This is a genomic window from Dyella sp. S184, assembly GCF_009766065.1.
Taxonomy (GTDB): Bacteria; Pseudomonadota; Gammaproteobacteria; order Xanthomonadales; family Rhodanobacteraceae; genus Rhodanobacter.
The window spans coordinates 859,391-874,757 of record NZ_LMUE01000002.1; the positions used below are offsets into that span (position 1 = coordinate 859,391).

Annotated in this window: 16 protein-coding genes; 6 read left to right on the forward strand and 10 right to left on the reverse strand. The window is 63.1% G+C overall.

Annotated features, from left to right (window positions below; translation table 11 throughout):
* Window positions 1–12: 12 nt before the first annotated feature.
* The 3 genes from GSQ75_RS03625 (at window position 13) to coaE (ending at window position 2,846) form a co-directional block, all read left to right on the forward strand.
* Entirely contained in the window at window positions 13–1,293 is a 1,281-nt protein-coding gene (locus GSQ75_RS03625; protein WP_158753146.1) for a type II secretion system F family protein, read from the forward strand.
* Between the two features lie 79 nt (window positions 1,294–1,372).
* Entirely contained in the window at window positions 1,373–2,230 is an 858-nt protein-coding gene (locus tag GSQ75_RS03630; protein WP_158753147.1) for an A24 family peptidase, read from the forward strand.
* A 16-nt stretch (window positions 2,231–2,246) separates the two neighbouring features.
* The gene (gene coaE, locus GSQ75_RS03635; RefSeq protein ID WP_158753148.1) at window positions 2,247–2,846 is read left to right on the forward strand and encodes a dephospho-CoA kinase; all 600 of its coding nucleotides are present in this window, start codon (window positions 2,247–2,249) and stop codon (window positions 2,844–2,846) included.
* Between the two features lie 81 nt (window positions 2,847–2,927).
* Here coaE and GSQ75_RS03640 read toward each other — a convergent pair whose 3' ends face one another.
* From GSQ75_RS03640 to GSQ75_RS03675, 8 genes are all read right to left on the reverse strand, one after another.
* Window positions 2,928–3,893, reverse strand: coding sequence for a Nudix family hydrolase (locus GSQ75_RS03640; protein WP_254058421.1), 966 nt, complete (start codon window positions 3,891–3,893; stop codon window positions 2,928–2,930).
* Window positions 3,893–4,381, reverse strand: coding sequence for a dihydrofolate reductase (locus GSQ75_RS03645; protein WP_158753149.1), 489 nt, complete (start codon window positions 4,379–4,381; stop codon window positions 3,893–3,895). Before GSQ75_RS03645 ends, GSQ75_RS03640 begins: the two co-directional genes overlap by 1 nt.
* Before the next feature lie 214 nt (window positions 4,382–4,595).
* Entirely contained in the window at window positions 4,596–5,390 is a 795-nt protein-coding gene (locus tag GSQ75_RS03650) for a thymidylate synthase (RefSeq protein WP_158753150.1), read from the reverse strand.
* Between the two features lie 2 nt (window positions 5,391–5,392).
* On the reverse strand, window positions 5,393–6,283 hold the full coding sequence (lgt, locus tag GSQ75_RS03655; RefSeq protein ID WP_158753151.1) for a prolipoprotein diacylglyceryl transferase: 891 nt from the start codon (window positions 6,281–6,283) through the stop codon (window positions 5,393–5,395).
* Between the two features lie 111 nt (window positions 6,284–6,394).
* Window positions 6,395–6,898 (reverse strand): TPM domain-containing protein, encoded by a 504-nt coding sequence (locus GSQ75_RS03660; RefSeq protein WP_158753152.1) that lies wholly within the window; start codon window positions 6,896–6,898, stop codon window positions 6,395–6,397.
* Window positions 6,898–7,770, reverse strand: a complete 873-nt coding sequence (locus tag GSQ75_RS03665) for a TPM domain-containing protein (protein ID WP_216840633.1) — start codon at window positions 7,768–7,770, stop codon at window positions 6,898–6,900. The genes GSQ75_RS03660 and GSQ75_RS03665 overlap by 1 nt, the downstream gene beginning before the upstream one ends.
* A 2-nt stretch (window positions 7,771–7,772) precedes the next feature.
* Window positions 7,773–8,393, reverse strand: a complete 621-nt coding sequence (locus GSQ75_RS03670; protein ID WP_158753154.1) for a LemA family protein — start codon at window positions 8,391–8,393, stop codon at window positions 7,773–7,775.
* Window positions 8,394–8,478: 85 nt separating this feature from the next.
* Window positions 8,479–8,853 carry a diacylglycerol kinase gene (locus GSQ75_RS03675; protein ID WP_158753155.1) on the reverse strand — a complete coding sequence of 125 codons (375 nt, stop codon included), beginning with the start codon at window positions 8,851–8,853 and terminating at the stop codon, window positions 8,479–8,481.
* A 338-nt stretch (window positions 8,854–9,191) separates the two neighbouring features.
* Between GSQ75_RS03675 and GSQ75_RS03680 the strand changes: the two genes are divergently transcribed.
* From GSQ75_RS03680 to GSQ75_RS03690, 3 genes are all read left to right on the forward strand, one after another.
* The gene (locus GSQ75_RS03680) at window positions 9,192–10,790 is read left to right on the forward strand and encodes an oligopeptide:H+ symporter (protein ID WP_158753156.1); all 1,599 of its coding nucleotides are present in this window, start codon (window positions 9,192–9,194) and stop codon (window positions 10,788–10,790) included.
* Between the two features lie 64 nt (window positions 10,791–10,854).
* Window positions 10,855–12,126 carry an ATP-binding protein gene (locus GSQ75_RS03685; protein ID WP_158753157.1) on the forward strand — a complete coding sequence of 424 codons (1,272 nt, stop codon included), beginning with the start codon at window positions 10,855–10,857 and terminating at the stop codon, window positions 12,124–12,126.
* An 84-nt stretch (window positions 12,127–12,210) separates the two neighbouring features.
* On the forward strand, window positions 12,211–12,795 hold the full coding sequence (locus tag GSQ75_RS03690; protein ID WP_158753158.1) for a response regulator transcription factor: 585 nt from the start codon (window positions 12,211–12,213) through the stop codon (window positions 12,793–12,795).
* A gap of 111 nt (window positions 12,796–12,906) precedes the next feature.
* Here GSQ75_RS03690 and GSQ75_RS03695 read toward each other — a convergent pair whose 3' ends face one another.
* Both GSQ75_RS03695 and GSQ75_RS03700 read right to left on the reverse strand, forming a co-directional pair.
* Window positions 12,907–14,163: an ABC transporter permease gene (locus tag GSQ75_RS03695; RefSeq protein ID WP_254058475.1), complete on the reverse strand. Its 1,257-nt coding sequence runs from the start codon at window positions 14,161–14,163 to the stop codon at window positions 12,907–12,909.
* 29 nt (window positions 14,164–14,192) lie between these two features.
* On the reverse strand, window positions 14,193–15,359 hold the full coding sequence (locus tag GSQ75_RS03700) for an ABC transporter permease (RefSeq protein WP_158753160.1): 1,167 nt from the start codon (window positions 15,357–15,359) through the stop codon (window positions 14,193–14,195).
* Window positions 15,360–15,367 lie beyond the last annotated feature (8 nt).

Consider the following 15,367-nt stretch of genomic DNA (forward strand, 5'->3'; position numbering starts at 1 on the left):
GGGAAGATGCGCATGGCCACGGCTACCGCAAAGGCAAATACAAACGCAGAAAAGACGCGTGCGCTCGGCGCCCAACGGGCCGCAGTGAGCCAGCTGACCACATACGAGTGGGTCGCCCTGGACAAGCGCGGCAAGCGCATGAAGGGCGACATGCCGGCGAAGAACGCGTCGCTGGTCAAGGCCGAGCTGCGCCGCCAGGGGATGAACCCGCAGACCGTGCGGGAACGTTCCAAACCGATGTTCGGCGCCACCGGCAGCACGGTCAAACCGGGCGATGTGGCGATTTTCAGCCGTCAGATCGCGACCATGATGGCCTCTGGTGTGCCGATGGTGCAGTCGTTCGACATCATCGCCGACGGTCAGAAGAACGTCCGCTTCAAGAACATCCTGCTCGATGTGAAGCAGAACATCGAGGGCGGTGCGGCGCTGCATGAGGCGCTTGCCCGTTACCCGGTGCAGTTCGACGAGCTCTACTGCAACCTGGTGCATGCCGGCGAGACATCCGGCGTACTGGATACCGTGCTGGATACTGTCGCCACTTACAAGGAACGTACGGAGGCCATCAAGAAGAAGATCAAGAAGGCCTTGTTCTACCCGATGATGGTGCTGGTGGTCGTGTTCCTGGTCATTCTGATCATGTTGCTGTTCGTGGTGCCGGTGTTCGCCAAGACCTTCCAGGATGCCGGCGCTCAGCTACCTGCACCGACTCAGATCTTGGTCGACGCGTCCAAATTCATGCAAAGCTACTGGTTTGTGGTGGTCGGCATTATTGGCGGCAGTATCGTCGCACTGATCATTGCGAAGAAACGCTCGCTGAAATTTGCCCACTTCCTAGACCGGATGGCGCTGAAGATGCCGGTGATGGGCAACATCGTGCGCAACTCGGCGATTGCCCGCTTCGCCCGCACGCTTGGCGTCACCTTCCGCGCCGGCGTACCGCTGGTCGAAGCGCTGGACGCGGTGGCCGGCGCCACCGGCAGTGTGGTCTACGGCGACGCCGTCAAGCAGATGCGCGATGACATCGCGGTGGGTCACCAGTTGCAGCTGGCCATGAAACAGACCGGCCTGTTTCCCAACATGGTGGTGCAGATGACCGCCATCGGCGAGGAATCCGGCTCACTGGACAATATGCTGTTCAAGGTTGCCGAGTTCTACGAGGAAGAAGTCAGCAACGCCGTCGACACCCTCTCCACCCTGCTTGAACCGATCATCATGGTGGTTCTCGGGACGATTGTTGGCGGCATTGTGGTCGCGCTGTACCTGCCGATCTTCAAGCTCGCCGGCACGTTCTAGAACGTCTCAACACCAAGACGCCGCAGCTATTGCCGTGATCCGGTAATAATGCGGCGTTTTCTTTGCACAGGACTCTGTCATGCCCGACCTGCCACTGGTGATGTGGATCGCTTTTGCCGGTGTGCTTGGCTTGGTGGTGGGCAGTTTTCTCAACGTGGTGATTCTTCGGCTGCCGGAGCGCATGGCAGCTGGCTGGCGACAGGAAGCACGAGAGGTACTGGGGCTCGAAGTTAACACCGGGCCGCTGCCGCCGGGCATCGTGCGTGTACCTTCGCATTGTCCAGAGTGCAAGCATCCGCTCTCGGTGCTGGACAATATTCCGCTGTTCGGTTGGCTGCTGTTACGCGGACGCTGCCGTTACTGCAAGGTTCATATCTCGATCCAGTACCCGCTAGTGGAACTGATCAGCGGGGTACTGAGCACGGTGATCGTGTGGAAGTTCGGCCCGTCATGGGCTGCCGTGGCAGGGTTGCTATTGACCTGGACCCTCATCGCGCTGTCCGGTATCGACTTTCGCACCCAGCTGTTGCCCGACCAACTGACGTTTCCGCTGTTATGGATGGGCCTGGTGCTGGCGCTGCTGCCGATGTTCGTCACTGCGCCATCGGCCATCATCGGCGCAGCCATAGGTTATCTGAGCCTGTGGAGCGTGTACTGGCTGTTCAAGCTGCTTACTGGCAAGGAGGGCATGGGCTACGGTGATTTCAAGCTGCTCGCGGCGCTCGGCGCCTGGATGGGGCCACTGTCACTGCTGCCGATCATCCTGCTGTCCTCGCTGGTTGGTGCCCTGGTCGGCGGTAGTCTGATCGTGCTGCGCCGGCACCAACGCGAGGTTCCGATGCCGTTCGGTCCGTTCATCGCCGCTGCTGGCTGGATCTGGTTTGTCACTGGGGATGGTCTGCTGCAAGGCTACATGCACCTGACCGGCCTGCGATGACCGAACGGCCCACGACATGATCATCGCCATGACTGGCGGTGTCGCCTCCGGCAAGAGCACGGTGACACGGCGCTTCGAGGCACTCGGTGTGCATGTGCATGATGCGGATGTCGCCGCGCGCGAAGTAATCGAGCCCGGCACACCGGGGCTGGCCGCGGTTATCGACGCATTCGGCACAGACGTGCTAGAAGCTTCCGGCTGGCTAAATCGCTCGGCGATGCGCCAACGCGTGTTTGCCGATCCCGGCGCGCGGCAGGTACTGGAAGCGATCATCCATCCTCTCGTAAGGCAATGGCTACGCGACCGCGCCGTGGCCGATCCTGAACCCTATTGCCTGCTCGCTATTCCATTGCTGGCGGAACACATCGAGCACTATCGCTGGGTCGATCGCGTGCTGGTGGTCGACGTACCCGCGTCGGTGCAGATCGTTCGATTGATGAGACGTGACAGCATCGATGAGACATTGGCTCGGCGCATGCTGGCCCATCAGGCGAGTCGCAACGAACGGCTGGCGCTGGCTGATGACGTGATCGAAAACAGTGGCGACGAATCCCATCTCGACCAGACCGTCGCTGAACTGCATCAACGCTATCTCGCGCTGGCTTCAACCAACTAATCCCTCAATCCGCAGGAGGGCATCCTATGCGCGATGCTTTTCCCGTTGAGCGGAGAAAAACATCGTGCGTAATGCGCGCTGCTATAACCAGAACTCGCGGATGCCGGCTATACCCTGGCCGCTGCATTCGCGCGCCTGCGCGATCTGCGATGGATCCGTGCCGCCCAGCGCATACACCGGTAACGACGCGGCTTCGGCCAGCAACTGGAATCTGGGCCAGCCCAAAGGATGCGTTAGCGGGTGACTGGGGGTGGCGGCCACCGGCGACAGCGTGGCGAAATCCACGGCTATCTGCGAAGCCTGCGCCAGTTGCGCCGCATCGTGACAACTGGCGCCAACCAACTGTTGTAGCGGCAGCGGCCGTTCGGACAACGCGAGCAGTTGGGCGTGCCTGAGATGCACGCCGATGCCCAGGGCACGCGCGCCATCGATATCGCCATTGAGCAACAGCTGCGTGCCATGTCGCCGCGCTATCGGTAGCAGGCCGACTGCCAGTTCGCGAACGAGCTCGCGCGGCCATAGCGGCAAGCGCAGTTGCAGCATGGGTTCGCCCCGCTCGATCGCGCGACCGATCCGCTCGAACCACTGGCCCCGCTGATCAGGAGATATATCCGCCGGGGTGATCGGATAGCGTGGCGGCAACCGCAGTGCCTGCAGGATTGCGCGATCAGCCAGCGTGAGGATGGCCGGATCGACCTGGGCCGGCCGCAGCCATTGCAGTGATTGACCCTCCCGCGATTCCGGCGTGCCCTCCCATTGATCGACCAGCCACGTGTCCAACAGCAGCTCGCGATCGACGTAATGGCATGGCACCCGGATCAGCGGCTCGGCACGTTGCAGGGTGATGCCCAGTTCCTCGTGCAACTCGCGCGCCAGTGCAGGCAGCCGCTCCTCGCCGGGTTCAAGCTTGCCGCCGGGAAACTCCCACATGCCGGCCAGATGCTTGCCCACCGGTCGCTGCGCCAGCAGCACGCGCCCGTTGCCATCGCGCAAGACGCCGGCCATCACGTGCATGACCACCGGCTTCGGCGCGGTGGGCGCAGGCATCAGTTGTTACGCAGGTATTCGACCATGTCGAAGTCGTAGGCGTGCTCGGCATCGGCCTTGTGATGCACGCGGGAGACCTCGGTCCAGTCGCTGAAATGCACGCCCGGGAAGAACGTGTCGGCCCCGTCGATGGCTGCGCTGACCCAGGTCAGGTACATGCGTCTGGCCCGTGGCAGTGCCTCGGTGAACACCAGGCCGCCACCGATCACCATCAGGCCGGTATTGTCGGTGCGTGCTTGCGCTTCTTCCACCGAGCGTACGGTGATCTGGCCGGGAAATGGGGCCTCGTGCCGGCGCGACAGCACCAGGTTGACCCGATCTGGCAACGCGCGGCCGATCGACACGGCGGTGTTGTAGCCCATCAGCACATTCTTGCCGGTGGTCAGCTGCTTGAACCAGCGCAGGTCATCCGGCAGGTGCCACGGCAGCTGCCCCTTGCGGCCGATCGCGAAGTTTTCGTCGAGTGCGGCAATCAGCGAAATGGCCATGTGAAGTCCTTGAAAGGCATGTTTGATGGGGTGGCCAGCGCATCCAGGTGACGCTGTTTAATGCATCGAATCTTAGCAGGATGCGGTGTATCCGGCGGCAACTACATGACCGCCTTGCAATGGCTTGCGGACAGTCGGAATGTGCAGCAAATTTTTGCGCGGCGATGCCGCCGCACGAAAACCTCCGGCATGCGTTCGCATGTCGGAGTCAGCCCTATACGGCAACGTCGGCCTTGATCGCCGGATGTGGTGCATAGCCTTCGATCGCGACGTCCTCGTAGCGAAAATCAAGGATCGAATGCACGTCAGGATTGAGCCGCAGGCGCGGCAACGCCCGTGCCTCACGGGTCAGCTGCAGGCGCGCCTGTTCAACATGGTTGTTGTACAGGTGCGCATCCCCCAGCGTATGCACGAAATCGCCTACGCCCAGCCCACACACTTGCGCCACCATGTGGGTGAGCAGTGCGTAGCTGGCGATGTTGAACGGCACGCCGAGGAAGATATCGCCCGAGCGCTGGTACAGCTGGCAGCTCAGCTTGCCGTCCGCCACATAGAACTGGAACAGGCTGTGGCATGGCAGCAGCGCCATCTTCGGCAGCTCGCCGACGTTCCATGCGCTGACGATCAGACGACGCGAATCGGGATTGCGCTTGATCTCCTCGATCACCCAGCGAATCTGGTCCACCACGCCACCATCGGCGGTCGGCCACGCACGCCACTGCTGCCCGTAAACCGGGCCGAGGTCTCCGTTTGCATCCGCCCATTCGTCCCAGATCCGCACGCCGTGTTCTTTCAGGTAGGCGATGTTGGTGTCGCCGCGCAGGAACCAGATCAGCTCATGCACGATGGACTTCAGATGCAGCTTCTTGGTGGTAACCAGCGGGAAACCTTCGGCCAGGTCGAAACGCATCTGCCAGCCGAACACGCTGCGTGTGCCGGTACCGGTGCGATCGGCCTTTTCGCTACCGTGATCCAGAACATGACGCAGCAGGTCGAGATAGGGACGCATGCTCAGGCCTTCGCCGTCACCGCAGCGAGCGGCAACGTGGGTGCACGCCGCGACAAGGCAAGCAGCCACAGGCCGATCACGATCATCGGCAGTGACTGCAGCTGCCCCATCGTCACCCAACCGAACGCCAGATAGCCCAACTGCGGATCGGGTAGCCGCACGAATTCCACCGCGACGCGGAAGCAGCCGTACATCAGCGCGAACAGGCCCGATACCAGGTAACGCGGCCGCGGCTTCATCGATACCAGCCAGATCACGACAAACATGGCGGCGCCTTCGAGGGCCATTTCATACAGTTCCGAAGGGTGACGCGTCAGGCCGCCGAACTGCTGCAATTGCGGCAACCATGCCGGATGGCTGTCGACATAGGCCACATCATCGGCGCGCGCATTCGGATAGATCATGCCCCACGCCAGGTCGGTGGGTTTGCCCCACAGCTCGCCGTTGATGAAATTGCCCAGCCGGCCAAGACCCAGCCCGATCGGCACCAGCGGCGCCACGAAATCCACCGTATCGAAGAAATGCAGCCGATGCCGTCGCGACCACCACCAGACCGCGGCCAGCACGCCAAGCATGCCGCCGTGGAAGCTCATGCCGCCATCCCACACCTTGAACAAGGCCAGCGGTTCGGTCCAGATCCAGTGGATCCCGCCGGCGTAGTAGAACAGCATGTACCAAACGCGCCCGCCGACGATCACGCCCATCATGCCGTAGAAAAACAGGTCGCCCAGCGCATCCCGGCTGACCGGCAGGCGACCGCGGCGGCGACGGTATTCGCCCAGCACGGCGACGAAGAGGAACCCGAGCAGGTACATCAAGCCATACCAGTGCACCTGGATGGGGCCGAGACCGAAGGCGACCGGGTTGAACTGGACGGTGAAAGGTTGCGTCATGGTTTGGAGGCGGTTGGCAAAGACCAAGTGTAGCTGTGCGGCGTCTGTCGCTGTACCACTCGCTCCGGCCAAGGAGTCGGTCGGTCCCCGGAGATGGCTGGTTTTATGGTGTCAGAGCAGTACCGGTCGGTCCGGCAATTCATCCGGGTTGTCCGTGCCGTCGCTGGGAAAGTGCTGCATCAGCAGCGCATGCGCGGCGACGATCCCGGCGAGACTGCCCTCGCGCCACTGCTCGCGCGCATAACACTCACGCATGCGTGCGCAGACCGCATCCCATTCGGCTGTCGTCACCCGCGCGGCGATGCCACGGTCGGCGACGATTTCAATGCGGTGCTCAGCCATCAGCACGTAGAACAGGACGCCGCTGTTGTGCTCGGTATCCCATACCCGCAACTGGCTGAAAACCTGCCGCGCACGGGCCGGTGCGTCGAAGCCCTCCAGTACCGCCAACGGTGCCAGCCGCGACTCGATCGCGAAACGGACTTCACCCCGATGGGTACGTTCGCCAGCAGCAATCGCCGTGGTCATCTCGTCGAGCAGCGCAGCAGGAAAGCGTCGGCGCAACTGGAACCAGTGGCCAAACAGATTGGTCAGCATTCGTTGCACGCGCCCCATCACCAGCTCCCCGAAGCGCCGCCGCCACCGAAACTACCGCCACCACCGCTGAAACCGCCGCCACCAAAACCGCCCCCACCACCGCCGCCGAAACCACCAAAACCGCCCCAACCACCGCCGCCGATCGAACGCCCGGCACCACCAGGCAGCAACATCAGCACGCCGCCGATCAGTGCGCCGAGGATGCCGGCGCCCATCGAGACCAGCAGCCACAGCAGTCCACCGATGAGCACGGCGCCCAGCGGAGCGCGCACCCACGCGCCGGCCCGGCCGAGCAGGCTGCGCAGGAACAGCGCCACGAATACGCCGATCATCAGGCTATTCTGCAATCCGGGACCGGCATGCCCCTCGCTGGGAGCGCCCTGCACTGGTGGCGGCAACGGCTCGCCGTTGATCAGCTGGGTCAGCGCGCCGACCGCGTCGCTGATGCCGCCGAAGTAGTCGTTGCTGCGGAATTTCGGCGCGATGTACTCGCGGATGATGCGCGCGTTCGCCGCGTCCGGAATCGCGCCTTCCAGGCCATAACCCACTTCGATGCGCACGCGCCGATCATTCTTCGCGACCAGCAGCAGCACGCCATCGTCGGTTCCCTTGCGGCCGATCTTGTTCGCTTCGGCTACCGCCAGCGAATATTCTTCGATCGCCTGCGGCTCGGTACTGCCGACCATCAGCACCACCAGCTGCGCACCCTTGGCTTTCTCCAGCGCGACCAGTTGCGCATCCAGCTGGTTGACCTGGACTGCGGTCAGCGTGCCGGTGAGGTCGGTGACGTGGCGCGCCAGCTTCGGCACCGCCGTGTCCGCATGCAGGAGTGCCGGCGACAGCAACGCCATCGCCAGCATCAGCAGCAGGCGCGGAAAGCGCCGAAGCATCATCAGTGCGCCGAGGCGGCGGGCGCCGGTGCGCTGTTGCCGAAGTCCACCGTCGGCGCGGTGGAGATCGCCTTCTCGTTATCCACACTGAAGTTCGGCTTTATCGTGTAGCCGAACATCTTCGCGGTGAGATTGTTCGGGAAAGTGCGGATCATCGAGTTGTAGTCCTGCACCGCCTGCACATAGCGGTTACGCGCCACGGTGACCCTGTTCTCGGTGCCTTCCAGCTGCGCCTGCAGGTTCTGGAACAGGCCGTCGGCCTTGAGGGTGGGATAGTTCTCGCTGACCACCATCAGTCGCGAGAGCGCACTGCCCAGCTCGCCCTGCGCGGCCTGGAATTTCGCCAGCGCCTGCGGATCGTTGGCCAGCTCCGGCGTCATTTGGATGCTGCCGACCTTGGCACGGGCGTTGGTGACTTCCGTGAAGACCTTTTCCTCATGCTGGGCGTAACCCTTGACCGTATTGACCAGGTTCGGCACCAGGTCGGCACGCCGCTGGTACTGGTTGATCACTTCCGACCAGGCCGCCTTGACCGCCTCGTCCTGTCGCTGCATGGCGTTGTAGCCGCAACCGGTCAGGCTGACGGCGAGCAACAACAGCACGAAGTTGCGCAGAAGTTTCATGAGGTCGCTCCAGTGCGATGGATAGTCATTGCATCATCCCACACCACCCGGCGCAATCCAGTCACGCAGGAAGGCGTGCGCTGGCTCACCCGAGCAGGCGCGGGCCGAGAATCAAGCCCCAACTGAGCACCACCAGCACCAGCAGCACGAACACCGCCGCCGAGCCCATGTCCTTGGCGCGGCCGGCCAGTTCGTGGAACTCCGGACTGACCTTGTCAACCACCGCTTCGATCGCCGAATTGAGCAGTTCGGCCGACAACACCAGCATGGACGGAAATACCAGGGCGAGCTTTTCCAGTGGACCATGACCCAGCCACAGGCCGAGCGGAATCAGGACGATCGCCAGGCAGGCTTCGAGCCGGAACGAGGCCTCATGGCGCCAGCCGGCACGAAAACCCTTCATCGACCACTGGAGCGCTTGCCAGAGCTGCTTCGGACCGCGAAAACCTTCGGCTGCCATCTCGACGCGACCGCTCAGGCGAACGCCGGCAATCGCCGGGCTGGAAAGGCAGGGACGGCCACGCCGAACGGGCGGCCTGAAAGCTCGAAGATCGGCATGGCGGGCGGAGCTCTCCATAGGGCGCGCAAGCCATCAATAATGCCACAGGCGGCCTTGCCACAGGAGTGGCTCAAGCGGAACCGGCACAACCCGGCGCCAGTCGCAAGATTCCGTCATGTCGCAGTGCAGCTACACCAGGATGGCGAATAGGTTACGCTTCGGCGGTTGTGATCCGTTCAGGGTCGCATGTCACCGGCGGCCCTGGCGTCGCCATAGTTCGAATCACGTACGGAAAAGATATGGCAATCCAGAACCCGCCCGTCTCCCAGACGCGCTCCTTCACTACCGTCTTCATGATCGAGATGTGGGAGCGCTTCGGCTTCTACGGCATGCAGGTGTTGATGGTCACGTTTCTGATGAAGAAGCTTGGCTTCGTCGACACCAAGGCCAACCTGGTCTGGGGTGCAGCGGCAGCGCTGATCTACGCGACGCCTGCCATCGGGGGTTGGGTCGGCGACAAGCTGCTGGGTACGCGTCGCACAATGCTGATCGGCGCTGTTGTTCTGGCACTCGGCTACGGCATCCTGTGGATACCGCCGGAAGCGCTGGGCCTGACCGATGGCGGCAGCGGCCTGATGGCTTTGCTGACCCCGGCCAACCTCACCTATTTCGCGCTCGGCGTGATCGTGGTCGGCAACGGCTTCTTCAAGCCCAATGCGGGCAACCTGGTGCGCAAGATCTACGAGGGCGACGACACCAAGATCGACAGCGCATTCACCATCTACTACATGGCGGTGAACATCGGCTCATTCTTCTCGATGACACTGACGCCGATCATCCGCGATAAGGTTGCCGCCCATTACGGCGATTCGATGGGCTGGCACACCGCGTTCGGCTCGTGCGCGGTGGGTCTGGTCCTGGGTTTGATCATCTATTACTTCATGCGTCGCGCGCTGGGCCGCATCGGCTCGCCTGCGGACGACCAACCGATGAACATGCGTCGCGCGCTGCCTGTGTTCGGTGTCGCGTTCCTGCTGGTCTTCGTGGTCGCCTTCATTCTGCAGAGCGAAACGGTGGCGAAGGTCTGCGTGTACGCCGCCGGCGTCGTGATCCTCGGCGTGTTCGCCCACCTGATCCGCAGCAGTCAGCCGAGTGAACGCGCCGGCCTGATCGCGGCGCTGGTGCTGACCGTGCAGACGATCTTCTTCTTCATCTTCTACTCGCAGATGGCGACGTCGCTGAACTTGTTCGCGCAGCACAACGTGGACCTCTCGTTCAACGTGTTCGGCGCCCACCTGTTCAACTGGATCCCCGAGCAGTACCAGAACCTCAACGCGTTCTGGATCGTTGTCCTGAGCCCGGTGCTGGTGTTCGCCTATAACGCGCTCGGCCGGGTCGGCAAGGATCCGTCGATCGCACTGAAGTTCGCGCTGGGTTTTGCCGCGGTGGCCGTAGGCTTCTTCATGTACGGCGTGGGCGCAAGCGCAGCGGTGGCCGGCCAGGTGTCGTCGTGGACGATGGTCTGGGGCTACGGCTGGTATTCGCTGGGCGAGATGCTGGTCAGCGGTCTCGGTCTGGCGATGATCGCGCGCTATGTGCCTTCGCGCATGGGCGGCTTCATGATGGGTGCGTACTACGTGGCCGTGGGCCTGTCGCAGTATCTCGGCAGCATCGTGGCCAACTATGCGCACATCCCCGACAACATCACCGATCCGGTGCAGTCGCTGACGATCTACGTGAGCCTGTTCAACAAGCTCGGCTTCGTGGGCATCGCCTGCGTAGTGATCGCTCTGGTCATGCTGCCGCTGATGAACAAGCTGTCGGCCAGTCACTCCGATTCGGCGAACAACCACACTCCGCTGCCCGCTGTACGCAGCGAGGAATTCGACAGCCCGTGAGTCCGATGAACCCGCCGCCAACGGTGGCGGGTTCCACAGGGTTTCTGATCAGCCCATGATCGCGATGTCCCATCGAACCACACGCATCGGCCCGTTTGCTCTGGCCCGGACGCTGGCGTGGCTGCGGCTCTGCGCGATCGCCGGGCAAAGCGTGGCCGTGCTGGTCTGCGCCTGGTGGATGCAGCTGCAGATTCCGCTGCTGCCGCTGCTGCTCGGCATCGGCCTGCTCGCCATCTTCTCGGTATTCGCCGCCTGGCGACTGCGCCAGCCGTGGCCGCTGCGCGAATGGGAAACCATCGGCCATATCGGCGCCGATACGCTGGTCCTCGGCTACCTGCTGTATTTCACCGGCGGCGCCAGCAATCCGTTTATCACCCTGTTGCTGGTGCCGATCGCGCTGAGCGCCGCGGCGCTGTCGGTACCCGCGATCCTGGCGGTGTCCGCACTGGCCGGCCTCGCCTACCTGGTCCTGCTGCGCTGGCATGTGCCGTTACCGATGCCAATGCAAGGCGAACTACATGGCGGCTTTTCGCTGCATGTGGCCGGCATGGGCGTGAACTTCGTGATCAGCGCGCTGTTACTGGGTTTCTTCATCAATCGGCTGGCACATGCGTTGCGTGTGCAGCAGCTGGAAGTGCAGCGGGTACGCGAACGGGCGCTGCGTGACGAAGGCATCCTGGCGATTGCCACCCAAGCCGCCGGCGCCGCGCATGAGCTCAATACACCGCTGTCGACGATGCGCACGCTGTTGCCCGAGATTCGCCGCGAACATGCCGGCGATGCCCTGCTGGCCGAAGATCTGGCCTTGCTCGAAGGTCAGGTCGATCGCTGCCGCACGATCCTGCGCGAGATGGTCGCGTTCGGCAAGGCGCAGCTATCGCAGGAGCCGGAGCGGCTCAGCGTGGCGCAGTTCATCCACAGTTGCCTGGAGCGCTTCCAGCTGCTGCGGCCGGAAGCAGACTTGATCCTGGAGCTGGACCAGGTCACCGCACAGACCGTGTTGCGCACACCGCCGGGCCTGCGCCATGCCCTGCTCAACCTGCTCAACAATGCGGCCGATGCCTCGGCCAGCTGCGACTCGCAGATGGTGGTGCTGCAGGTCGCGCGCGATGCTGGCTGGCTGCAGTTGAGCGTGAGCGATCGAGGCCCCGGCTTTGACGACACGGACGACGCTGCACTACTCGGATACTCGCAAAAGCAGGCGGGGCTTGGTATTGGCCTGGCCTTGGCCGAGGCCACTGCCGAACGCCTGAACGGTGAACTGACCGCGCGCAATACCCATCACGGCGCCGAGGTGTGCCTGCGCCTGCCGCTGGCGGTCATTGCGGAGCAGTGAGCGCACTGCGACACGACGCCACACGTGCACCCGATGTCGCATCCGGCAAGAATGAGCACTGCACGACCCTGAGGAACCGCTGCGATGACCGAGTTGCCCCCAACCGCCACGGCACGTCCACTGCTACTGGTCGACGACGACACCACTTTCGTGCGCGTGCTGGCACGAGCACTCGGCTCGCGCGGTTTCGAGGTGATCACGGCAACCAATTTCGACGAGGCTCGCGCGCTGACACGTCGGCATCATCCGCGTTACTGCGTACTCGACCTCAAGCTGGGCGAGGAAAATGGCCTGCGGCTGATTCCCGAACTGCATGCCCTGGTACCCGATCTGCGCGTACTGCTGCTGACCGGATACGCCTCGATCGCCACCGCGGTCGAGGCGATCAAGCGCGGCGCACACGACTACCTGGCCAAGCCGGTCGATGCCGATGCCGTGGTGCGCGCCCTGCTCGACGGTGACAGCAACGATATCGACGAGCATGAGTTGCCAGATACGCCCGAAGCACCGCTGGCACTGCGCCGGCTGGAGTGGGAGCACATCCAGCGCGTACTGACCGAATGCGACGGCAACATCTCCGAAACCGCGCGCCGGCTCGGCATGCACCGCCGTACCCTGCAGCGCAAACTGAGCAAGCATCCGGTACGCGAACGGCCCGACCGCGAGTAACACCATGGTTGGCAGAACCCGTCTGTGGCTGCTGGTACACCTGTGCTCGGGCTCGGCCTGATACTCACTCAGAGGTGACGTGCGCTGCAGTAGCGCACGTCACCTCTCCGCTTAAAGCTCACGCAATGCCGTGGTCACCGGCAATCGCGCCGCACGCACGGCGGGAAACAGGCCACCGATGAAACCGATCGTCAGCGCCCACAGCAGGCCGACCCACAGCAGTTCCGCCGAGACCTTGAGTTCGAAGCTGAGCTTGCCGACCGTACCGGCCGCCAACGTGGAGGCGCTGTAGCCGTTGAAGACTAGCCATGCGAGCAGACCGCCGAGCAGGCCACCGAGCAAGGCCAGCAACATGGTTTCCAGCATCACCGCCACTACCACCGGTAGGCCACGGAAACCGATCGCGCGCAGCGTGGCGATCTCGCGCGCACGCGCCGCGACCGCGGCAAACATGCAGTTGAGTGCGCCGAAAATAGCACCGATCGCCATGATCGAGCCCACCACGATGCCGATCACCGTGAGAAAGCTACTCATGCCTTCGGACTGCTTGCTGAAGTAATCCAGCGTGGTGCTGACATCGACCTTGAGTTGCGGATTCGCTTCCAGCTCGGTCTTGAACGCATCGAATGCCTTGGGATCGGCCAGCTTCACGGTAACCGACGCCCGGCTGCCGCCGCGGCGATACGTATCAGCCACCACGCCCGCGTCGCCCCATACCTCGGAATCCATCGCATCGCCGGAGGCGAACACGCCGACCACGGTCCACAGCTGGCTACCGAGACGGATCTCGTGACCCGGCTCCAGTCCGGCAAACTGCTTCGCTGCACCCTTGCCGACAATCAGCTCGCGCATGCCGGGGGTGAACTTGCGGCCCTCGATGATCTTCAAGTTCGGTCGCACCGCCCAGGCCTGTTCACCGACACCACGCAACTGCACACTGCCCTCGTCGTCTGCACTACCGCCTTTCAGCGGCAGGTTCGCCGCGACCACCAGCTCGGGCGAGGCGATCGGCTGCCCCTTCGCATCCTTCGCGATGCCGACGGCCTGCGGAATCAGGGTGACACTGTCGTGATCGAGCACCGACATCACTTCGGAGGCGGAGGCGCCACGCATCACGATGGCGGTATCAGCGCTGCCGGTCTTGTTCAGCGTCTCGCGGTAGCCGTCACTCATCGCCAACAACGCGACCAGTACTGCCACGACGCCGGCGATGCCCACCACGATCACCGACGACATGCCCAGTCGCTGCCTGAGCGTGCTAAGCCCGACCGATGTGATCGAAACCGCCTGCCTGCCCTGCCGGGTCAGCAGCATCCAGATCGCCAGGAAAACCGCAGACACCAGCGCGAAAGTGGAAAACAACAACATCAGAAAGTGCAGGAACATGCTCGTTCTCCTCAGCGCCCGGCCAGTGCATCGACGATATTCAGACGCATCGCGCGGATCGCCGGCAACGCGCCGACCAGCAGGCCGACCGCGACCATCAGCAGCAAGCCGTGCACCCAGATGCCCGCATCCACCGGGCCCATCGGTATCGCACCACCCATCTTTGACTGGATGCCGCCCACCATCAGCATCGCCAGGCCAAGTCCCAATACGCCACCAAGCAACAGCAGCAGCACCGACTCGGCCAGCACCATCGCCAGCACGCTATGGCTGGAAAAACCGATCGTCTTCAGCACCGCCAGTTCGGAGGTGCGCTCGCGTACCGCCTGCATCATGGTGTTGCCCGACAGCAGCAGCAGGGTGAAGAACACCGCGCCCATGATCGAGCTGACGATCAGGCCAATGTCGGCAAGCTGTTTCATCCAGCTGGCAGTCGCCGCCGCTTCGGTCTGCGTGCGGGTTTCATGATCGGAGTTGGCCGAAATCGCATCGATCGCCTTGGCCACGCGATCGGCCTGATTCACGTCGGTGACGCGCGTGACATACCAGCCGACCTGGCCACGGTTGTAGGGCGTGGTCTCGTCAAAGTACTTCCAGTTCAGTAGGAACATCTGGTCGTAGAAACCGCCAGCCTTCTTGTCCTTCGAATGCAGGATGCCGACGATGTCGAACGTCCAGTTCTTGCTGCCTTCGTGGTTCGGGAAGATCGTCGACTGCATCGGGATCTTGTCGCCCACCTTCCAGTGGAATCGCTCAGCCAGCTTTTCACCAACCAGCGCGCCGGTACGGGTATTGTCGAACGCCTTGCGCTCCGCCGCGCTCACTTCCATCTCGGGATAGAGATCGAGGTAGTTCGGCTCCACCGCAAAGCTGAAGACCTGGTTGTGCGGGTCTTGGTAGGCCCCGCCGAACCAGTTCGCGTAAGTCACCATCTTCACGCCAGGCACCTGCGCGATCCGTGCTTCCAGCGACTGCGGCAAGGTCTGGATGAAGGAGAGCCGGGAGCCGGTCTGCAAGCGCTCTGCGCCATTGGCGCTGTTGCCGGCCTGGTCGAAACCGGTGCGCACCGCATCGAGCATGCCGAACAGCAGGAACGCGGCGATGATCGACACCAGGGTGAGTATCGTACGGGTCTTGCGCCGGAACAGCGCCGCCCAGATCAGATGAAGGTATTTCATCGTCGTCT